This is a genomic window from Streptomyces sp. MUSC 14 (assembly GCF_001866675.1).
Lineage (GTDB): Bacteria > Actinomycetota > Actinomycetes > Streptomycetales > Streptomycetaceae > Streptomyces.
The window spans coordinates 48,421-67,699 of the sequence record NZ_MLYN01000055.1; the positions used below are offsets into that span (position 1 = coordinate 48,421).

Below are 19,279 nucleotides of genomic sequence, written 5' to 3' on the forward strand. Positions count from 1 at the left end.
CCTCTCCAGATACTTTTTCCAGATTGCCGTTTTGCGCAACTATACGACCGTGCGCAAGTCCCCCCGACACCGCTCAGGAGTCGGAGTCGGGAACGTTCCGTGCCGCCGCGTACGCCTGTGCCGGTGTCATCGAGACGCCATTGAGGCTGACCGTCCTGTACTGGCTGACCTGGGCACAGGTCTTGGACTGGTCGGCGGTGGAGGCGTGGGCGTTGGAGACGGCGGCGTGGGTGTCCGCGGGTGCGGGCGAGGAGCTGCCGCCGGGGAATGCGGTGCCGCTGGGCCAGTCCGATCCGATCACCAGGGTCAGGCCCGTGCCGGTGCCCTGCCTCAGATTCGAGGAGGACAGGCCGAGCGCCTTGGCGACCGTCTGTGCCTCCCCTTTCTGACCGCTGCCGTAGGTCAGCGTGGTCGTCGCCGCGGGGCTGGGGGCGTTGGCGGTGGTGGTGGCGGAGCTGAAGCCCTGGTCGGTCAGGGCGGTCGCGATGTCCGAGGCGCGGCCGGTGACCGGGGTGCCGTTCTCCACCGTGACCGCGATCTGCGCCGCCGGCACCGCCGAGGCGGTGGGCTTCGCCGTCGCCGAGGCCGCCGACGACTTCTTGCCCGAACCGGTCGTCAGGGACTGGTCGTTGGCGATCGTGGAGAACAGGGTCCGCGCACCCGGCCCCACGACGAGGCGGTCCTTGTTGTTGGGGTCGGGGGCGGTCTGCATGGTCGTGAACGTCATCCGCTTCGTGGGCACCTTGTTCACGTCCGACGCGAGCGAGATCAGCTTCTTCACCGTGCCCAGACCGTCGTCCACGGTCAGCGCCTTGGTGGCCGCGTCGGCCAGGCCGTAGACGGCCGTGGGATCGGTGAGCGTGCCCGCGCTCTTGAAGTTGCGCATCATCGCGCTGAGGAACAGGTGCTGGGTCGTCGTGCGGCCCAGGTCGCTGCCGTCACCGAAACCGTGCCGGGAACGCACGAACTCCAGCGCCGCGACGCCCTTGAGGGTGTGGTCGCCCTTGGCCAGCTTCAGGTGCGAGTACGTGTCGTAGACGTTGTCGCTCACGCAGACGGAGACGCCGCCGATGGCGTCCGACATCTTCACCACACCGGAGAAGTCGAGCTTCACGAAGTGGTCGATCGGGATGCCGGTGAGCTGGTGGACGGTGGCCACCTGACAGGCGGGGCCGTACTGCAGCGCGCTGTTGATCTGGCCGTAGTAGCCGTTGGTGGACTGCTTGGTCTCACTGTCCGTACAGGCCGGCACCTTGGTCATGGTGTCGCGGGGGATGCTCATCACCGTGGCGTTGGAGCGGTCTGCGGATATGTGCAGCACCATCTCCACGTCCGCGTTGCTGCCGGTCTGCACGCCGGTCTGCGAACAGCCGCCGCCCAGCTTGCAGTCGGTCGCGCTGGTGCGGCCGTCGGAGCCCATGACCAGGATGTTGATCGGGGTGCGGCCGAACGCGTCGGCCTTCTCCGTGCCGCCCTTGCCGTCGAGCGCGAGGCTGTGGATGTTGCCGTTCAGGTGCTCGTAGAACCACCAGCCCGCACCGGCCGTGACCACGATGAGGGTCGACATGCCGATGCCGATGATCTTCAGCGCCCGTTTGCCGCGCCCCGCCTGACGGGCCCGGTGTCCGCGCTTGCCGGAGCGTGAGCGGGCGGCCGCACGGGCCGCGGCCCTGCCGCCCTGCTGACCTCCCCCGTCGGCCTCGGCTGCGCGCTGTCCGGGAACCCGTGCGTCACGGCTCCGCGTGGCCTGGCCGGCGGGGCCGTCCCACGGGTCGCTCATCTCCCACTCCCATGAACGGTCGGGCCCGTCAGTCCCGGCCGAGGGGTGTACGGCCAGACCTGCGCGGCGGTGTGGAGGCGGGCGGCAGACTGCCGCTCCACCTTGCTTGCGTGGTTGCGCAATCTAACAAATCTGTGGTCCGAACAGCGCGGATACACACTCAATTCACAGGTGGGGCACCTTTTGGAATCGCCGTGCGGACCTGCGCCGGTACGGGAGCCGGAGTGTACGCCCCCGGGTTAAGAAAGGTGTCAGCTGTGATCCACCATGCGGGCCACAGTGGCCTTAAACCGGACGAATTACCCGCTCGCGTCACTCAAACCTTCTTCTTACAGAGGGACTTCGCGGACATCTCGCCTCAGCCGCCGATTCCGCGCAGGTGGTGAACGGGGGCGGAGGCATGCTGGGTGCGCGCGGTGAGCTGACCCACCATCACCCGGACCAGAGTGACCACGTCGGGATCGTCGATGTAGTAGACCTGCCGTCTGCCCTCACGGCGGGAGCGGACGAGGCCGGCGAGCTTCAGCTTCGCCAGGTGCTGACTGACCGCGGGCAGCGCGCCGCCCACGCGGTCGGCGAGATGCGTGACGTCGCTCTCGCCCTGGGACAGGGCCCACATCAGATGCAGCCGGGCCGAGGAGGCGAGCAGCCCGAACGCCGCGGCGGCCTCGGCCAGCACCTCTGCGGGCGGGTCCTCGAAGCCGGCGGCGTTCTCCGTCACTGTCCTCTCCCGTCCCCGTCCCTGGCTCATCACAGCCGATGCACATGCGCCCACCCAGTGTAGGCGTCCGGCTCCGGCGGCCGTGCGCCACCGGAGAACGGAACGGGGCCCGGCCCTCGGGATCAGTCCTCGTAGTAGTTGTTGACCTCGACGTCCGGTTCGTCGTCGTCGAACGCCTCGTTGAGCAGCGCGCCGCCGATGAGGCCGGCCGCACCGGCGCCGATCAGCGCACCGGTGCCGAAGCGGCGGCCGCCGCCCTGCTGGTGGTCATGGCGGTCGTACGGCTCCGCGTATCCCTGCTGCGGGTAACCCTGCTGGGGATAGCCCCCCTGCGGGTAGCCCTGCTGCGGATAGCCCTGCGGCACCGGCTGCGGGTAGCCCTGCTGGGGCGGGGTGTAGAACGGCGGGACCGTGGTCTGCACGCGCTGTGCGCAGCCGCCGCAAGTCTGGACAGGGCGGGGCACACCCCACTGCGGGGACCAGGTCACGGTCGTCGTACCCGGGCCGTGGTTGGGGTCGAAGAAGCAGGTCACGGTGGAACTCCCGATGGGTTGCGGGGATGCGGTGAACGCCGGGGCCGACGCAGCGGCGACCGGGGGCTTGGAGGGGGCGGACGGCACGGGCGCGGCAGCACCCGGCTGTTGCACGGCGACCGGTGCCGGGCTCGGCGCCGGTGCGGGACGCGGCGTCGGCGCGGGGCCCGGTGATGTCTCCTGGAGCACCGTCACGCCGTAGTCGGACGCGATACCGGCGAGGCCCGAGGCGTACCCCTGGCCGACCGCGCGGAACTTCCAGTCCGCGCCGTGCCGGTACAACTCGCCGAAGACCAGGGCGGTCTCGGCCGACAGGCTGCCGGACGCGAGGTCGTAGCGGACGAGTTCGGCGCCGCCGTCCTCGTCCAGGACGCGGATGTGCGCGCGGAGCACCTGCCCGAAGGCCTGGCCCCGGCTCGCGGCGTCGTAGAGGGACACGAGGAAGACGATCTTCTCGGCCTGCGCCGGGACCCGGGTCAGATCGATCCGGATCCGCTGGTCGTCGCCGACGGCCGGACCGCCTCCGCCGCCGTGGCGGACCGAACCGTCGGGGCTGGTCAGGTTGTTGAAGAAGACGAAGTGCTCGTCGGACAGCACCCGGCCCGAGGCGTCACAGAGCAACGCGCCGGCATCCAGCTCGTACTCCGTGTTCGCCTGCCAGCCCAGCCCGACCGTCACAGCAGTCAGACCGGGCGCCTGTTTGCCCAGCGACACATTGCCGCCCTTGGTCAGGGAGACACTCATCCACACCCTCCGCAGCCGCTCACGCTTCTCGCGTCCATCACGATCAACGCAACCGGGAGTCTTCCGGTTCCCCAGTTGCGCAATGTCTTAATCATGTAGCAGAACCTCGACGGGACATCACCAGAGGCCTACGACGACTGTGTGCCCACGTCAACCGCCCCTAGGCTTGCCCGAACACGCAATCGACCGGAAGGCAACACCGTGGGCATCATCGGCTGGATCATCCTGGGCCTGGCCGCCGGAGCCATCGCCAAACTGCTGCTGCCGGGCCGCGACCCGGGCGGCTTCATCGGCACCACCCTCATCGGCATCGCCGGCTCGTTCATCGGCGGCTGGCTCTCCGCCCGCTTCCTCCACCGCCCGGTGGAGAAGCACTTCTTCGACCTCTACACCTGGGGTGCGGCGATCGGCGGTTCTCTGGTGCTGCTCATCGGCTACCGCCTCCTGTTCGGCAACTCCCGCGACTGACCCGGCCGTTGCACACCGCCGCCTGCCCGCCTGAATCTACAACACTGTAGAAGCAACGGGTGGGCGCGGCGCGAGGGACACTGCCATCAGGAGCGGAAACCGGCCATGACCGGCGGCTCGGTACGATGTGACGTTCCTCCGGCAGACCTCCGGCAGAAGGGAGACAGCGGGTGACGCACCCGGATCCGCGCCGGCCGCGCAGGGCGCAGGGCGCGCTGGAGACACAGGTGCTCGCGGCACTGCACGAGGCCGGGGGCCCGGTGACCGCCGGCTGGGTGCAGGACCGGCTGGCCGCCGACCTCGCCTACACGACCGTGATGACGGTCCTGGCCCGGCTGCTGGCCAAGCACGCGGTGACGCGCCGGCGCGAGGGCCGGTCGTTCGTGTGGCTGCCCACCGCGGACGAGGCCGGGCTGGCCGCGCTGAAGATGCGCAAGGTCCTCGACGGCGAGCAGGACCGGCGTGCGGTGCTGGCCAGTTTCATCACCGCGCTGCCCGAGGGTGACGAACAGGTGCTGCGCGAGCTGCTGGACCAGGCCACCGACGAGGACTGAGGACGAAAGCCGAGAGTCAAGAGTCAAGAGTCGAGCGACGATGGGAATCTTCGTCTTCCTCCCCCTGGTGCTACCCCTCACGGCCTGGCCGATCGCGCGCCTGGCCGAGCAGCGCCTCCATCCGCGCACCGCGACCGTGCTGCTGACCTGGGTGTCCACCGTCATGGTGCTGTGCAGCACGGTGTGCCTGGCGCTGCTGATGGTGGTCGGCACGGCCCAGCTGCCCGGCAATCCCCTGCCCGACGGCTGGTCGGACCCCGAGGTGCGCGAGAGCGTGCCCCGGCACGAGGTCGCGGGCAAGGCCGCGATCCCCGCGCTGCTCGCGGTCGTCACCGGCTGTGGCCGCGCCCTGCTGCGCCATCGCCGGGTACGGCGACGGGCCCACGCGGCGCTCCGGGGGCTGCCGCCCACCCAGGTCGCCGTGCTGCCGGACGCCCGGCCGTACGCCTACGCGCTGCCCGGCGGCCCGCGCGACCGGATCGTGGTGTCCACGGCGATGCTCGGCTGTCTCTCCTCGCGTGAACGCCGCGCCCTGTTCGCCCATGAGCGCAGTCATCTGCTCGCCCGGCACCACCGGCATCTGCTGCTCGTCCAACTCGCCGCCTGCGCCAATCCGTTCCTGCGCCCGCTGCGGACGGCGGTCGCCTACACGGCCGAGCGCTGGGCGGACGAGGAGGCGGCTCGGGCGGTCGGCAGCCGCAAGGCCGTGGCCCGCGCGATCGGCACCGCCGCGCTCGTGTCCCGCCCGGCCCCCGCACCGGCCCTCGCCGCGCTGGCCGCCCCCGGCCCGCTCCCCCGCCGGGTCGCCGCGCTGCTCGCTCCGGCACCGAGCGGCCGTGCCTGGCCGTCCCTCTTCACGGCGGTGGGCCTCGCCCTGTGGACAGCGGCGGCCGGAGCCGCACTCTCCGCGATGTTCTCGGCCAACTCGGCGGTGACGCTCCTGCTCCTGCTGCGCGCGGCGACGCCCCTGTGAGCACGGACCGACTGCCGGTGTTCTTCGGCCGGTGATCAGCCGATGATCATCGGGGCGGGCCCGGGGCCGGCCGGCTGCGGGCGGTGCACGACGAGACCGCTCACCTCGAAGGCCAGCTCCGTGCTGTCCGGGGCGGGGGCGGGGTGGTAACGCCCGGCGCACACCGAGAGGTTGACGATGAGGTACGCCCGCCAGTCGTGGCCCACCCCCCGGCCGTCGGCGCAGGCCCGGATGCCGTTCACCGACCAGACGACGGAGCGGGCGCCGAACTCGGTACGCAGGTCGACCCAGGCGCCGGGGCCGACGCCGGGATCGCGGACGTGGTGGCCGGTGCCGCGGACGTGGTTGCCGAACTCCAGGAGGTCGGGATGGTCCGGGTGGTACTCGAACACGTCGATCTCCTGGTCGCCGTCGCGCCAGGTCCAGATCGCCGGCCAGGCGCCGACCGCGCGGGGCAGCCGTACCCGGGCTTCCAGGACGTCTCCCGCGCGGAGCATGAAGGCCTCCGCGCTGCCCTCGGTCGTCAGCAGGCCCGTGTCCCAGTCGCCGTCCGGGCGCCGGGTGGCCTTGAAGAGGCCGGAGCGGGAGTAAGCGGGGTCGGAGACCAGGTGGTCCAGTTTGTCGTCGCCCGGGTTCCCCGGGCCCCCGCCCGGATACGCCCAGGTGCGGCCCGCCACCCACTGGCGTTCGGAGGTGAAGTCGGCCGTGAACACGGTGTCGGGGCCGTACGGGGTGCGCTGGGCCGGGAACGGGTCTCCCGGAGCCGGATTCTCCATGCCAGAGGTCTCACCGGCCCCGCTCCGGTCATGCGCCGGGGCGACCGGGAGACGGTGGAACGACCCGTGTGGGTGACACGGGTCGGGTCGGGCCGTCGGACGGAGCAGGGCACCCCTGGTGGGCGAGCGGTTTCCGTGGTGTGCTGGTAGTGGCGGGAAGGACCGAGACAGACGCGGAGAAGCGGTCGGGAACCGTGCACCGCGCAATCCGGACCCACGAGAAGCGGGTGGCCCTTCCCGCCCTGTCGTGCCTGGCTGCCGGAACACCGGCGAGGCCGCACCGACGGGCGTACGGGGCGTACCGTCAGCCCCGGCCGCCGCTGAAGTTGCCCCACCGCGGCCCTATCTGCTTCCACTCCTCGTCCCACTCGGCCATGCGGCGCCGGATGAGCCGGGTGCGAACGCCCCACCCCACGACCCAGACCGCCGCGCCGACCGTCGGGGCGACGAGGGCGCCGGTGAGAGCCGACTGGAGGTCGGCCGCGGCGCCGGTCACCGGTGGGGAGGCGACCCGGTTCGCACTGTTCGTCCAGACCGTGATCCGGGAGCCGGCGGGGGCGCCGGGGTCGACCTTCGCGCGGTCGGTGTGCACCGCGCCGTGCGCGTCCGTCCAGCGCACGGTGGCCCAGACCCGTCCGTCGTCGTAGCCGGTACCGGAGGCGGTGGTCCGTGCCGCGTCATCGGTGATCACGGCGTGCACCGCGTGCACGTGGGCCCGCCGGGCGGAGAACGCCGCGTCGGCGTTGTGCGCCGCCGCGAGGCCGGCGACGGCCCCGCAGAGGAGGGCGAACACCCAGGTGGCGAGGATGATCCAGGCCTCGATGACGTCACTGTGCCGCCGCAGCGGGTTGCTCCGCCACCGCCACAGCCGTACCGGTGTGACCGTCGTGGGAGGTGTCCGGGCCATCGTCACCGCCTCCTCTCCACCGCCGGGCGAGCGGCGGGTGCCACGACTCCATCGTGCACCTCATTGCGGATCGCGGCGGGGCGAGAGCGCAAAAGACCGGTGCCGCCGGGACGTCCGGCCCCGGAAAGGGTCATAAGGGCACTGCCCGAAGCCGGGGGCGAGGGGCCACGGTGGGATCAGGAGCGGTACCGACCCCCGCGGTGCCGCTCCGCGCATGGCATGGCGACGCGCCGGGGGCGCCGCGGTCCCCGAGGGGAAAGACCACCCATCCACGAAGAAGCCGGCCATGACCAGTAACGACCTCCCCGCCCGTCTGTGCGTCGGCCTCGACCGGGTCGAGGCGCTGCGGCTGCTGGGCAGTGTGCCCCTGGGCAGGATCGTCTTCACCCGCCAGGCCCTGCCGGCGGTCCGCCCGGTCAGCCACGTCCTCGACGGCGGCGACATCGTCATCCGCACCCACGAGGGCGTCGCGCTCACCACGCACGCCCGGCAGGACGAGGCCCAGGGCGTCGTCGTCGCCTACGAGGCCGACGCGATCGACCCGGACACCCGGCTCGGCTGGAGCGTGGTGGTGACCGGGCGCGCCCGCCTCGTCACCGACCCCGGGGAGGTGGCCCGTATCCGAGCCCGGCTTGAGCCCTGGGCGGCGCGGGAGGGCCGGGAGGGCGGGGACCACGCCGTGCGTATCCGCCCCGACCTGGTCACGGGCGTCCTGCTCACCGACCGGCCGGGCACCGGCCGTACGCCCGTCATCGCCGCCGCGCGCCGGGCTACGACGGGGTGAGCGGCAGGTCGTCGGTGAAGGCGTTGACCGGCTGGGCGACGGGGCGGGCGTCCGTGACGTCGAGTGCCGCCTCGGCGGTCCCCGTGCCGAGGGCGCCGTGGGGATGCCAGGTGCCGGTCACCGCGAGCCAGGTGTCGGCGGAGGGTGCCTCGGTGCCGTACGCGCGGACCTTGACGGTCTGGGAGTCGGCGGCGCAGCAGGTGAAGATGATGCGGGTCAGATACCAGCCGTCGCCGTCCTCGGCCGGGGTGACGAACCCGGTGAGCCGGACGGCGCGGTTCCTGATGGCCAGGCTGCGGTCCTGCTGGACGCGCCGGGTGAAGTCCGTGAGGGTGAGCGGCAGAGGTGAGGTCGCGGGCAGCGGAGCGAATCCTTTCTTCTGCACGCTGACCGGCTTGGCGTTCGAGCGGGCCGCGGTGTACGCACCGAGGGCGGGCGGGGCGTAGAAGAGCAGGCTCAGTGCCGGCAGGAAGAGCAGCCAGGCGACGCGCGGGGCGCCGGAGTGATCGTGGCCATGTCCATGTCCATGACCGTGGCCGGAGCCGTGGTCGGGGGTGGGTTCCCGGCCGTCGTCGTCGTACGTCCGCTCCCGTCCGTCCCCGAGGGCCGCCGAGGCCAGGCCGAGCAGCAGCAGGACCGCCCCGGAGACGATCAGCAGGGGGCGCAGCCCGGACTTGACGTAGCGCAGGTAGATGTCGGTGAACAGGGTGGCATGGAGCAGGCCGATGCCGGTCAGGGTCAGCAGCAGGGTCTGTACGGGGCGTCTCACAACAGCGCACCCCCGATCAGGACGCTCGCGGCCACCGCCACCACGGTGGTGGCCGTGGAGAACCGCCAGGCGAAGGCGCGCCCGAAGGTGCCCGCCTGGAGGGCGATGAGCTTGAGGTCGACCATCGGGCCGACCACCATGAACGCCAGCCGGGCGGTCGGCGAGAACCCGGCGAGCGAGGCGGCGACGAACGCGTCGGCCTCCGAGCAGACCGCGAGGAGGACGGCGAGCCCGGCCAGGAAGAACACCGACAGCCAGGGCGAGCCGGAGAAGGTGTCGAGGACGGAGCGCGGCACCGCGACGTTGAAGGTGGCGGCGGCCATGGCGCCGAGCACCAGGAAGCCCCCGGCGTGCAGGAAGTCGTGCTGGAAGCCGAGCCGGAACTCGTTCCAGCGGCTGCTGCCGTGCCGGTGGCCGGTGTGCCCGTGGCGCAGCACGGGGCGCAGCCACCGTTCCTTGCCCAGCCAGAGCCACAGCCAGCCCATCACGGCGGCGGTGGCGAGGGAGGCGAGCAGCCGGGCGGCGACCATCGCGGGGTTGCCCGGGAAGGCGACGGCGGTGGCGGTCAGCACCACGGGGTTGATGGCCGGCGCGGAGAGCAGGAAGGCGAAGGCGGCGGCCGGGGTGACACCGCGCCGGATCAGGCTGTTGGCGACGGGCACGGAGGCACACTCGCAACCCGGGAGCACCGCGCCCGCGACCCCGGCGACCGGCACGGCGAGGGCGGCTCGCCTGGGCAGGACCCTGGTGAACAGCTCGGCCGGCACGAAGGCGTTGATGGCGCCGGACAGCGCGGTGCCGAGGAGCAGGAAGGGGAGCGCCTGGACGGTGATGGCGAGGCAGACGGTGCGCCAGGCCTGAGCGGCGGGCTGGTTCAGCCACCGGGTGCCGGCGAGGAGGAGGACGGCTGCGGCTGCGGCCGCGATCGCGAGGACGGCGCCGTGCGGCCACGGCCGGATGCGGCGCACGGGCGGTTCGACGGGGACCACCGCCACACCCTCGGCCACACCAACCATTTCATCCGTTTTCTCCATCATCACTCCGGATGTCGGTTGTCCGGCCGACGATAGGCGAGGGGCACCGCCCGGCCGCGCGTACACGCCGCCGAGTGGCCGGTCCGTACGCCGCATTCCGCCCCTTGGGGGTTCCGCGGCATTCCGGTGGCTCATTTCACAATCTCTAGCAAAACGGGGCAAAGGTGACGGCTGTCATGTCGTCCGGTGCCCGTACCGGATACGTTCCGGGCCATGCCGTCCCTCACCACCCGCGCCCGGACCGGCCTGTTGCTGGCCGCGGCCGCGACCCTCCTGACCACCGGTGCGCTGCATCCGGCCACGGCGTCCGCCGCCTCCGCGCCCGCCGGCACTCCGGCCCACGCCACCGCCGCCGTGCTCGACCTGGACGGCACCGGCCGCTCGCCCGTCGTGCACGGCGAGGACACCGCGTACGACACCGCCAGCATCGTCAAGGTCGACATCCTCGCGGCCGTGCTGCTCCAGGCACAGGACGCGGGCCGCGAACTCACCGCGCAGGAGCGCGCGCACGCCGAGCCGATGATCAAACAGAGCGACAACGCGGCGGCCGACGCCCTGTGGCGGCAGATCGGGCAGGCCGACGGGCTGGCGGCGGCCAACAAGCGGCTGGGGCTGACCTCGACGACCAGTGACCCCGGCGGCAGGTGGGGGCTGACCCGGACCACCGCCGGCGACCAGATACGGCTGCTGCGCGCCGTGTTCGACGGCGATGCGGACGGCACGGCGGCGAAGACCGGCGCCTCCGCGCTGAGCACCGGGTCCCGGGCGTACATCAGCACCCTGATGAGCCAGGTGGTGCCCGAGCAGAGCTGGGGCGTCTCGGCCGCCGGCTCCCGGCAGGCGCTGAAGAACGGCTGGCTCCAGCGCGTCACGTCCGGCCTGTGGGACGTCAACAGCATCGGGCAGGTCACCGTGAACGGACACCGGTACCTCGTCGTGGTCCTGTCGAACGGCAGCGCCTCCATGGCCGAGGGCGTCTCCCTGGTGGAGCGCACGGCCCGCGCGGCGATCGCCTAGCGGCTCAGCGGTCCGCCGGGCGGCGGGGCCGGACGGCGGCGGTGACCGTGAGCGCCGCCAGCGTGGTCAGGCAGAGCCATGCGAAGGTGTCCCCGATGCGGTCGTAGACCGTCGTCACGCCGCGCACCGGGACGTAGGCGACCATCGTCTGCCGGTCTCGCCGGTCGGTCGCGAAGTAGTCGGAGGCGGCGAGGACGTGTCCCTCGGCGTCGTAGGCGGCCGAGACCCCCTCGGCGTCCTGGCGGATCAGGGCGTGGCCGCCCTCGACGGCGCTCACCGCGGCCTTGTCGGTGTGCGCGCGGCCGTACTGCCTCCAGTCGTGCGAGGGGACGAGCATCATGTCGGCCCGGACCCGCATCAGGGCGGGGAAGTCGGCGTCGTAGCAGATGACGCTCGCGATGCGGCCGTAGGGCGTGCGGACGACGGGGACGTGGCCGTCGCCGGGCGTGTACTTTTCCGAGCCGGGGATGGGGTGGGCCTTCTGGTAGGTACCGAGCACCGTGCCGCGGGGGTCGACGAGGATCGCCTCGTCGCGGCCGAAGGCGGGCGCGGTGGTGCTGTAGACGCGGACGCCGATCTCCAGGTAGACACCCGAGCTGCGGGCCTGCCGTCGCGCGGCGGCGATGGCGGCGGCCTCGTCGGCCTCCCGGGTCCGGACGGCTTCCTCGGGCCAGATCACGATCTTCGCGCCGGCGGCGGCCTCGCGGCGGGTGGCCGCGAGCAGGTCGTCCTCGACCGCCGTCATCGCGGGCCGCACTGCGGTCGCGGGCGCGGCGGCGACGCCTCCGGGGCGGTCGGCGAACCGGGCGAGCGTGGCGTCGAGTGCGTCGGTGACCGTGCGGTCGGCGGTGACGCCCGCGATGCGTACGGTCGTGCTCTGGGGCGGGAAGAAGGCGAGCCGGGCGCCGCCTGCGAGCAGGACGCTCAGCAGCACGGCCGTACAGGCCCGGGCGCTGCGCCAGGACGCGCCCTCCCAGAGGCGGTTGACGGTGCTCGCGGCATGGCCGACGAGGAATCCGACGCCCCAGGGACCGGTGACCGCGACGACCTGGAGGAGCGGCAGGTCCGCGTGCTGGGTGACGGCGAGCGAGCCGTACGCCGTGCCGAACGGGGACACCACGGTGATCAGGAACTCGACGGCGGCGACACCGGCCGGGAAGACCAGACTCGCCGGCACCGGGCGCAGCCGGGGTGTCAGCAGCCGGTCGGCGAGGAACGGCAGGGTCTGGAGGGCGGCCAGGGCCAGCGCGCCGGCGGACACCACGGCGTTGAAGCCGATCGCCGACTCCTGGACCCAGAAGACGGCGGCCGCGCAGTGCGCCGCCCAGATCCACAGCGCTCCCGGCCAGACGCGGCTCAGGCGGGTGAAGCGCAGCAGCAGGACGGGGAAGACCCAGGCCGCGACCGCGATGTCCCACCGGCCGCCGACCGCGAAGAGCATCGCGAGGGTGCCGAGCGGGAGCAAGGGCCAGATGCGCCGGCGGGAACGGGCCGGCCGTGCGGTCGCCGAGGGGGGCAGGTTCTGTACGGCTGTGCCTGTCATGTCGTTGGTCAGGTCGTTCGTCAGGTCGTTCGTCATGGCCGGGACGGTAGGGCGGGACGGTCCGGCCGCGGATCGGGCCCGGTGGCGATCCTGGGGCGTACCGACGCATCTTTCGATGTGCGCCCGGCGGAGGATCCGGGCCGCCCCCGTGTCGTCTAGCCTGACGGACCGAGATGAGTGCCCAGGTGAACGCCCTGCCCCGAGCCGTGCAACGCCGGCTCGCCGCCCGACCGCGGCTGACGGACGCCGTGTGGGTCGGGGGGCTGACGCTGTTCGACATGGCCACGGTGCTGCACAGATCGCCCGAGCCGCCCGGCTGGGGTGTGGTGCTGTGGGGCGCGCAGACCGTGCCGCTGCTGTGGCGGCGGACGGCGCCGCGTGCCGTGCTCGCGGCGATGACCGGGCTGTACGTCCTGTTCCAGGCGCTCGGCGCCGTCCCGTCGAAGGTGCCGGGGCCCTTCCTGCTGATGCTCGGCGTCTATGCCGTCGCCCGGTACGCACGCGCGTCGGTGAGCGGGCCGCTCGCGCTGCTCAGCCTCCTCTCGGCGACGGTCACGGACGCCCTGTCCGGGCACTGGGAGCCGCCGCGGCTCGGCTCGCTGGAGCCGATCAGCGCCACGACGTTCGTGTTCTTCTTCGCGCTGGCGTGGCTGCTGGGATACGGCCGACGCCGGATCGACACGGACGCGGCCCGGCTGCGCGAGCTGAACCGACGGCTCACGGCCGAACAGGAGCTCAACGCCCGGCAGGCCGTGCTCACCGAGCGCGCCCGCATCGCCCGCGACCTCCACGATGTCGTCGCCCATCACGTCAGCGCGATCGCCCTGCAGGCGCGGGCCGCCGAGGACGTGCTCACCTCCGGTCCGCTCCAGCAGGAGGAGGCCGCGCGCGGCGTCGGGGTCATCGCGTGCACCGCCGACACGGCGCTCACCGAGATGCGGCGGCTGCTCGGGCTGCTCTCCTTCGGCGACGGCGCACACGATCTCACGCCCGAACCGTCCCTGGACGGTCTCGACCGGCTCGTCGGCGTCGCGACCTCGGCGGGCTGCCGTGTCGCCTGCCACGTCGAGGTGAGCTCGGCGGCGCCCGCCGGGATGCAGGTCTCGGCCTACCGGATCGTCCAGGAGGCGCTGACCAACGCGGTCAAGCACGCCGGCCCGGTCGCCGTACGGATCGCCGTGTGCGGTGACGCCACGCGGCTCACGGTCGAGGTCGAGAACGGGCCGCCGGGCCCGGACCACCGGCCGGTGCCCGGCGCCGGGCGGGGGCTCGTCGGGATGCGGGAGCGCGTGGCGGCCTTCGACGGCGAGCTGGACGCCGGCCCGCGCCCCGACGGCGGCTGGCGGCTGCGCGCCGTCCTGTCCGCGCGGGCGCCCCGGGCGCCGCAGCCCGTCGCCTCGCGGGAGCGCCGATGACCGTGCGGGTGCTCGTCGTGGACGACCAGGAGATCGTGCGGACCGCGCTGCGGCTCGTCATCGACCGGCGCGAGGGGCTGTCGGTCGTCGGGGAGGCGGGCGACGGTGAACAGGCCGTCGCCCAGGCCGTGGCCCTGTGCCCGGACGTGGTGCTGATGGACGTACGGATGCCGGGCACGACCGGCGTCGAAGCGACCGGGCGGATCGTGCGTCAGTGGCCGGGTCCGGGGCCGGTGCCCCGCGTGCTGGTGCTGACCACGTTCGACCTGGACGAGTACGTGCACGCGGCCCTGCGTGCCGGGGCCGTCGGCTTTCTGCTGAAGAACAGCCGGCCCGAGCAGCTCGCCGAGGCGCTGCGCGCGGCGGCCTCGGGCGAGCCGGTCCTCGCACCCACCGTCGCCCGGCGCCTGATCGACACCGTCACGGCGCTGCCGCCCGCGCTCCTGCCGAGGGCGCCCGCGGCCGGGCCGGCGGACGTGACGCTGACCGAGCGTGAGGTCCAGGTTCTCGTGCTGGTCGCGCGCGGGCTGTCCAACGCCCGGATCGCGGCGGAGCTGGGCCTGAGCGAGGCGACGGTGAAGAGCCGGGTCAACCGCATCCTGACCCGGCTGGGCCTGGAGAACCGGGTCCAGGCGGCCCTGTACGCCCACCGGTCCGGTCTCGCCTGACCGCCGCCACGCCGAGCCTGCCCGCGTGGCCGCCCCCCCCCGGCCGGTGATCCGAGGGGCGCGCACCGCGCACCGGACGGGCCGGGGAGCGGTGCGCGCCCGGTGCGGCGCGGCCGGGTCAGCCGACGGTCACGGTGAACGGTCCGGCGAGGACCGTGTAGCCGTCGTCGGCGAGGTAGTACACGTCGTACGTCCCGGCGCCGCCGAACGAGCCGGTGGAGAAGGTCAGGGCGCCACTGGCGTTCGGGGCGTAGGCCCAGGTGCGCGACGACTGCGTGCCCGGGGTCACGCCCGCCGGGTAGACGCCGATCCAGTTCTTGGCGTTCGCCTGGGCCGACGACGGCACCGCGTAACGGAAGGTGACGTTGCCGCCGGACGTGACCGCGTTCAGACCGGCGGTGAGCGTCGGCGTGGTCGCGGTGGACGGGGCGAACGCGGCGTTGAGCGGGGTGGCGTAGGTGTCGTTGGCCGTCAGGCCGGGCAGGCCGAGAGCGGCCTCGATGGTGCGGGCGATGCCGTAGTGGTCGTAGTGGGCGGGGCTGCTGGTGCCGGCCGGGACCGTGCCCTGGGAGCCGACGAGCGTGGTGGCCACGTGGTCGTAGCCCTCGTTCTGGCTCTCGTCCCAGGTCAGGATGAGCAGCGAGCGGTCCTGGGTCCAGGCCGGGGAGGCGAGGACCGGGGCGAGGGTCTGCTTGAGCCAGCCGTCCTGGGTCTTCAGGCTGGTGGCGCTGCCGTTGCCGGAGGCCTCGCCGTCGTAGTAGTCGTCGGCGGCTATCCAGGAGAAGTTCGGCGTGGTGGCGGCGGACTTCAGGTCGGTGGTCAGCTGCGTGGTGTCGAACAGGTGGGCCGCGCAGCGCGACGCGTTGCCGCTGATGTCGGTGTAGTTGATGAAGGGCGCGTCGTCGGGCTCGTAGTAACTGTCGTTGTTGTTCTTGGTGTTGCAGGGTGTGCCCATGCCCTGCTCGTAGGCCTTCCAGGTCTTGCCGGCCGCCTCGACGGTGTCGCCGAGGTTGCGCTGGGGGGAGTTGATGTTCGGGAAGTACGTGGCGCCCTTGGCATAGGTGTCGCCGCCGGCGACGGCGAGGTAGTTCTCGTCGCTCGGGTGGTAGACGGCGTGGTGGTCGGTGAGCGTGGCGCCCTGGGCCATGAGGCTGTGCATGTACGGCGTGTCCGCCGGGTCGTTCATGACCTCGGAGTAGTCGGTGTTCTCCATCATGACCGTGAACACGTGGTCGTAGCCCGGGACCTTGGAGACGGGCGGCGCGAGCGGGGCGGGCGCGGCGACCGGGGTGTCCAGCGTGAGGGAGAGGTTGTCGAGGTAGCCGGTCTCGTGGGACGTCGCCAGGAACTGCACCTCCACCTGCACGGAGCGGGTGCCGGCGGGGACCGCGCCCGTGGCGGAGCGGGCGAGGAACTCGGTGGCGAGGCCGCGGTCGGAGGCGGAGACCGTCGGCAGCTCGGCGGGGGTGCCGAGGGGGTGACCGGCGCCGTCGTGGAAGTGCAGGCTCACCGCGACGTACCCGCCGTAGGTGGTCCAGCCGCCGAGCCAGCCGGACAGGTCGTAGTGCACCCCGCCCGCGTCGATGGCCGAGGCGGCCGAGTGGACGTCGACGGTCTGGGTCATCGCCCCGTCGCCGAAGTTGCCCGGACCGAAGAAGGCCTTGCCGGGTGCCTGGCCGTCACCGGGCAGGCCGAAGGAGGCGACCGAGTGGCACATGACGTCGGGGCTGCCCGCCTCGGTGGTCCAGCCGGGCACCGTGGTGGCGGCCGACCAGTCACCGGTGCAGTAACCACCGCTCTCCGCATCGCCGTTGACGATGAGGTTGCCGCTGTTCCCGGCCGCCTGCGCGGGTGCGGGGGCGGCGACGATCAGTGCGCCGAGGAGGGCGAGCAGCCCGCCGAGGGATCTCCAGCGCAGTCGCATGCGTAATACCTCGTCCCGTTCGTGAGAATGCCGTGCACTGCTGTCGCCGCACGGCCTGACTGTGCGCATCGAACGGGACATGAGTAGTGGCCGCCGCTGTCGAGCGGAAGAACCACGACCAAACTTGACCAGACAAGTTCAGGGCGGGCGGGCGGAATCCCCCGGTCACGGACGGGCCGGCGCGCGCGATTCGCGCGCGCCGCGCCGGCCGCGAACATCGGCCATTTCGTTGAGGTTTGAATAAGGATCCCTACATAATCCTTATTTGCGGTACGCCCCGTTTGTCCGTTTATCCTGGGCAGCCCGGCACCCTTCCGGCAGAGCCCCCTGCCGACACCCGATGCCGAAAGGAGACGGCCCCGCCATGCACCGCGCGCAGCTGTCCGCCCTCATCTCCCGGATCCGCCGGGCCGGTGCCGCCGAGGCCGCGCGGGCGACCGTCGCGGCCGGGCTGACCTGGCAGACCTGTGTGACGCTGCTCCACGTCTCCGCCCCGTACGCGGGCGCCGTCGCGGCCCTGCTCGTGGTCGAGACGACGGTGGTGGCGACGGTCGGTGCCGCCGGGCGCTACGCCGCCGGATGCCTGCTCGGCGTCCTCCTGGCGGTGCCCGGGGCGCTGTACGCCGGACCCGGCATGGCCGGACTCGCACTCGTCGTCTTCGCCTCCGCACTGCTGGCCCGGCACGGGTTCCTCGGCCATCACGGCGTGCACGTCCCGATGACCGCCGTGCTCACGTTCGCCCTGGTGCACGGCCGCCACCCCGGCGAGCTGATCACCCACCTCGCGGAGATCGCGGTCGGCATCGCCTTCGGCCTGGGCTGCAGCGCGCTGCTCCTCCCCGCCGTGCGCGTGCGGTCCGCCGAGCGGGCGCTGGAGGACCTGCGGCTGCTGGTCGCCCGGCACCTCGACGGCCTGGCCGACGCGGTCGTACGGCGCGAACAGCCGCGGAACGTGCTCGGAGCGTCCTGGGAGGACGATCTCGACACGGTACTCGGCCGGGCCCGCACCGCCGTGGACGAGGCGCACGAGAGCATGCGCTGGAACCTGCGGCCGACCGCCCGGCGCCGCCGCTGGCACCTGGACGACCGGGTACTGAGCACACTCACCGGCGTCGCCGGGCAGGTGACGACGACGGGCCGGCTCCTCGACACGGAGTCCGGCGCCGCCGACGACCGTGGCTTCTCGCGGCCGTACGCGCGCCTGCTGCGGACGACCGCCCTGTGCGCCTACTCCTGCCGTGGCGGCCGGCCGCACCCCGCGCTGCCCGCCGCCCGGCACGCCCTCGCCCGGCTCGGCACCCCGGCCCGCGACCACCCGCCCGCGGCGGGTACGGACCAGCGCCTCCTACGGCCCCTGGAGTCGGCCCTGAACTCCCTGTCCGAACCGGCGCCGGCCCCCACCGCCCGGACCCTCCGGATCCTCCACCCGCTACGGCACACCCCACGACGATGACCCATCCCACCCATCACGCCCCGGACCACCCCGCCGACCTGCGGGAAACCACCACCGGAGGCGTCGCACAGCGCCCGCCCCGGGCCATCCCGACGCCCTGGCCCCGCCGGTTCCGCCCGCGCGGGCTCCTCGTCCCCGCTCCGGTGCTGCTCATGGCGGTCGTCACGGTCATCGACGTGCTCACCCCGGACTGGCTGCACGTCGCGCCCGTACTCGCCGCGGTCCCCGTGCTGGCGGCCGTACTGCTCTCCCGGCGGGCCACGGCGACGCTCGCGTGCGCCGTGCTCGTGATCACGGTGCTGCTCCAGTGGGAGGCGGGCAGCCTCGGACATCCGGACGCGGTCGTCGCCCTCGCCAGCCTGGTCGTCGTCGGACTCACCTCGCTGGCCGCGTGCACGCTGCGGCAGCGCCGGGAGCGGCAGCTGCGCCAGGTGCGCTCCGTCGCCGAGACCGCGCAGCGCGCCCTGATGCATCCGCTCCCCCGGCGGATCGACTCGCTCGCGCTGTCCGGGGTGTACCTGCCGGCGGAGTCGGAGGCCCGGATCGGCGGCGACTTCTACGAGGCCCTGCGCACCCCGTACGGCACCCGCGTCCTGATCGGCGACGTGCGCGGCAAGGGGCTGCCGGCCGTCGGCGCCACCTCGACCCTGCTCAGCGCCTTCCGCGAACTCGCCTACCGCGAACCGTCGTTGACGCGAGCGGCGGAGCAACTGGACGCCCGCGCCCGTCGGCACATCGCCGCGCTGGACGGCGCACCGGACCCGGAACCGTCCGGCGACCCCGAGCCGGGCGCCCTGTTCACGGAGCGGTTCGCGACGGCGCTGCTGGTGGAGTTCCCGCCCGGCGAGGCCGTGGCCCGCGTCGTGCACTGCGGCCACCCCGAGCCCTACGTCGTGCGCGGGGGCGAGGTGCGCCCCTGCGCGCCCGAACAGCCGGGAGCGCCGCTCGGACTCGGCGATCTGCTGGACACCCCGCTCACCGCACAGGACGTACCGTTCGGCCCGGGTGACCGTCTCGTCCTGTACACCGACGGCTTCATCGAGGGCCGCGACCGCCGGGGCCGCTTCCACGATCTGGCCGCCCGGGTGCGCGCGCACGCGGGCCGGCCGCTGGAGGCGATGGTGGCCGCCCTGCGCCGTGACCTCCTGCACCACGTCGACGGCGACCTCGGCGACGACGCGGCCCTGGTGGCCCTGGAACGCCTGCCGTGACGGCG

18 protein-coding genes are annotated in these 19,279 nt (G+C 73.0%); 9 read left to right on the forward strand and 9 right to left on the reverse strand.

Features of this window, described 5'->3' with window-relative positions; all coding sequences use genetic code 11:
• Positions 1-73: 73 nt before the first annotated feature.
• From BIV25_RS32510 to BIV25_RS54110, 3 genes are all read right to left on the reverse strand, one after another.
• Complete coding sequence (locus BIV25_RS32510) at positions 74-1,780, reverse strand: LCP family protein (protein WP_177235492.1); 1,707 nt, start codon at positions 1,778-1,780, stop codon at positions 74-76.
• 358 nt (positions 1,781-2,138) lie between these two features.
• Positions 2,139-2,531 carry a metalloregulator ArsR/SmtB family transcription factor gene (locus BIV25_RS32515; RefSeq protein WP_071376072.1) on the reverse strand — a complete coding sequence of 131 codons (393 nt, stop codon included), beginning with the start codon at positions 2,529-2,531 and terminating at the stop codon, positions 2,139-2,141.
• 92 nt (positions 2,532-2,623) lie between these two features.
• A complete protein-coding gene (locus BIV25_RS54110) occupies positions 2,624-3,778 on the reverse strand; it encodes a TerD family protein (protein WP_071376073.1) in 1,155 nt (384 codons plus the stop codon).
• Positions 3,779-3,979: 201 nt separating this feature from the next.
• Here BIV25_RS54110 and BIV25_RS32525 point away from each other — a divergent pair, with 201 nt between their 5' ends.
• The 3 genes from BIV25_RS32525 to BIV25_RS32535 all read left to right on the forward strand — a co-directional run bounded on the left by BIV25_RS32525 (position 3,980) and on the right by BIV25_RS32535 (position 5,773).
• Entirely contained in the window at positions 3,980-4,246 is a 267-nt protein-coding gene (locus BIV25_RS32525) for a GlsB/YeaQ/YmgE family stress response membrane protein (RefSeq protein ID WP_071376074.1), read from the forward strand.
• A 170-nt stretch (positions 4,247-4,416) separates the two neighbouring features.
• Positions 4,417-4,800, forward strand: coding sequence for a BlaI/MecI/CopY family transcriptional regulator (locus BIV25_RS32530; RefSeq protein ID WP_071376075.1), 384 nt, complete (start codon positions 4,417-4,419; stop codon positions 4,798-4,800).
• 40 nt (positions 4,801-4,840) lie between these two features.
• Positions 4,841-5,773 (forward strand): M56 family metallopeptidase, encoded by a 933-nt coding sequence (locus BIV25_RS32535; protein ID WP_071376076.1) that lies wholly within the window; start codon positions 4,841-4,843, stop codon positions 5,771-5,773.
• Positions 5,774-5,808: 35 nt separating this feature from the next.
• Here the strand turns inward: BIV25_RS32535 and BIV25_RS32540 are convergent, their stop codons facing one another.
• The gene (locus BIV25_RS32540) at positions 5,809-6,549 is read right to left on the reverse strand and encodes a family 16 glycosylhydrolase (protein ID WP_071376077.1); all 741 of its coding nucleotides are present in this window, start codon (positions 6,547-6,549) and stop codon (positions 5,809-5,811) included.
• Positions 6,550-6,853: 304 nt separating this feature from the next.
• Complete coding sequence (locus BIV25_RS32545) at positions 6,854-7,456, reverse strand: hypothetical protein (protein WP_071376078.1); 603 nt, start codon at positions 7,454-7,456, stop codon at positions 6,854-6,856.
• A 286-nt stretch (positions 7,457-7,742) separates the two neighbouring features.
• Between BIV25_RS32545 and BIV25_RS32550 the strand changes: the two genes are divergently transcribed.
• Positions 7,743-8,240 (forward strand): pyridoxamine 5'-phosphate oxidase family protein, encoded by a 498-nt coding sequence (locus tag BIV25_RS32550; RefSeq protein ID WP_071376079.1) that lies wholly within the window; start codon positions 7,743-7,745, stop codon positions 8,238-8,240.
• Here the strand turns inward: BIV25_RS32550 and BIV25_RS32555 are convergent.
• On the reverse strand, positions 8,227-9,009 hold the full coding sequence (locus BIV25_RS32555; RefSeq protein WP_071376080.1) for a TIGR03943 family protein: 783 nt from the start codon (positions 9,007-9,009) through the stop codon (positions 8,227-8,229). The two genes, BIV25_RS32550 and BIV25_RS32555, sit on opposite strands and share 14 nt — an antisense overlap.
• Positions 9,006-10,043: a permease gene (locus BIV25_RS32560; RefSeq protein WP_177235498.1), complete on the reverse strand. Its 1,038-nt coding sequence runs from the start codon at positions 10,041-10,043 to the stop codon at positions 9,006-9,008. Before BIV25_RS32560 ends, BIV25_RS32555 begins: the two co-directional genes overlap by 4 nt.
• Positions 10,044-10,256: 213 nt before the next feature.
• Between BIV25_RS32560 and BIV25_RS32565 the strand changes: the two genes are divergently transcribed.
• Entirely contained in the window at positions 10,257-11,060 is an 804-nt protein-coding gene (locus BIV25_RS32565; RefSeq protein ID WP_071376081.1) for a serine hydrolase, read from the forward strand.
• A gap of 4 nt (positions 11,061-11,064) precedes the next feature.
• Here BIV25_RS32565 and BIV25_RS32570 read toward each other — a convergent pair whose 3' ends face one another.
• On the reverse strand, positions 11,065-12,639 hold the full coding sequence (locus tag BIV25_RS32570; protein WP_256256419.1) for a nitrilase-related carbon-nitrogen hydrolase: 1,575 nt from the start codon (positions 12,637-12,639) through the stop codon (positions 11,065-11,067).
• A gap of 137 nt (positions 12,640-12,776) precedes the next feature.
• Here BIV25_RS32570 and BIV25_RS32575 point away from each other — a divergent pair, with 137 nt between their 5' ends.
• Positions 12,777-14,018 (forward strand): sensor histidine kinase, encoded by a 1,242-nt coding sequence (locus tag BIV25_RS32575; protein ID WP_071376082.1) that lies wholly within the window; start codon positions 12,777-12,779, stop codon positions 14,016-14,018.
• The gene (locus BIV25_RS32580) at positions 14,015-14,686 is read left to right on the forward strand and encodes a response regulator transcription factor (RefSeq protein ID WP_071376083.1); all 672 of its coding nucleotides are present in this window, start codon (positions 14,015-14,017) and stop codon (positions 14,684-14,686) included. The genes BIV25_RS32575 and BIV25_RS32580 overlap by 4 nt, the downstream gene beginning before the upstream one ends.
• A gap of 118 nt (positions 14,687-14,804) precedes the next feature.
• Here BIV25_RS32580 and BIV25_RS32585 read toward each other — a convergent pair whose 3' ends face one another.
• On the reverse strand, positions 14,805-16,610 hold the full coding sequence (locus tag BIV25_RS32585; protein WP_071376084.1) for an alkaline phosphatase family protein: 1,806 nt from the start codon (positions 16,608-16,610) through the stop codon (positions 14,805-14,807).
• Between the two features lie 364 nt (positions 16,611-16,974).
• Here BIV25_RS32585 and BIV25_RS32590 point away from each other — a divergent pair, with 364 nt between their 5' ends.
• Together BIV25_RS32590 and BIV25_RS32595 are read left to right on the forward strand one after the other, a co-directional pair.
• Positions 16,975-18,063, forward strand: a complete 1,089-nt coding sequence (locus BIV25_RS32590; RefSeq protein WP_071376085.1) for a hypothetical protein — start codon at positions 16,975-16,977, stop codon at positions 18,061-18,063.
• Complete coding sequence (locus BIV25_RS32595) at positions 18,060-19,274, forward strand: PP2C family protein-serine/threonine phosphatase (RefSeq protein ID WP_256256420.1); 1,215 nt, start codon at positions 18,060-18,062, stop codon at positions 19,272-19,274. The genes BIV25_RS32590 and BIV25_RS32595 overlap by 4 nt, the downstream gene beginning before the upstream one ends.
• The last annotated feature ends 5 nt before the right edge of the window (positions 19,275-19,279 follow it).

Excerpts from the sequence above, each read along its gene's own strand:
- BIV25_RS32575 (WP_071376082.1), top strand. The coding sequence starts at position 12,777 with ATGAGTGCCCAGGTGAACGCCCTGCCCCGAGCCGTGCAACGCCGGCTC.
- BIV25_RS54110 (WP_071376073.1), bottom strand. The coding sequence starts at position 3,778 with ATGAGTGTCTCCCTGACCAAGGGCGGCAATGTGTCGCTGGGCAAACAG.
- BIV25_RS32595 (WP_256256420.1), top strand. The coding sequence starts at position 18,060 with ATGACCCATCCCACCCATCACGCCCCGGACCACCCCGCCGACCTGCGG.
- BIV25_RS32550 (WP_071376079.1), top strand. The coding sequence starts at position 7,743 with ATGACCAGTAACGACCTCCCCGCCCGTCTGTGCGTCGGCCTCGACCGG.
- BIV25_RS32545 (WP_071376078.1), bottom strand. The coding sequence starts at position 7,456 with ATGGCCCGGACACCTCCCACGACGGTCACACCGGTACGGCTGTGGCGG.
- BIV25_RS32565 (WP_071376081.1), top strand. The coding sequence starts at position 10,257 with ATGCCGTCCCTCACCACCCGCGCCCGGACCGGCCTGTTGCTGGCCGCG.
- BIV25_RS32510 (WP_177235492.1), bottom strand. The coding sequence starts at position 1,780 with ATGAGCGACCCGTGGGACGGCCCCGCCGGCCAGGCCACGCGGAGCCGT.
- BIV25_RS32580 (WP_071376083.1), top strand. The coding sequence starts at position 14,015 with ATGACCGTGCGGGTGCTCGTCGTGGACGACCAGGAGATCGTGCGGACC.
- BIV25_RS32515 (WP_071376072.1), bottom strand. The coding sequence starts at position 2,531 with ATGAGCCAGGGACGGGGACGGGAGAGGACAGTGACGGAGAACGCCGCC.
- BIV25_RS32535 (WP_071376076.1), top strand. The coding sequence starts at position 4,841 with ATGGGAATCTTCGTCTTCCTCCCCCTGGTGCTACCCCTCACGGCCTGG.
- BIV25_RS32540 (WP_071376077.1), bottom strand. The coding sequence starts at position 6,549 with ATGGAGAATCCGGCTCCGGGAGACCCGTTCCCGGCCCAGCGCACCCCG.
- BIV25_RS32585 (WP_071376084.1), bottom strand. The coding sequence starts at position 16,610 with ATGCGACTGCGCTGGAGATCCCTCGGCGGGCTGCTCGCCCTCCTCGGC.
- BIV25_RS32590 (WP_071376085.1), top strand. The coding sequence starts at position 16,975 with ATGCACCGCGCGCAGCTGTCCGCCCTCATCTCCCGGATCCGCCGGGCC.
- BIV25_RS32560 (WP_177235498.1), bottom strand. The coding sequence starts at position 10,043 with ATGGAGAAAACGGATGAAATGGTTGGTGTGGCCGAGGGTGTGGCGGTG.
- BIV25_RS32570 (WP_256256419.1), bottom strand. The coding sequence starts at position 12,639 with ATGACGAACGACCTGACGAACGACCTGACCAACGACATGACAGGCACA.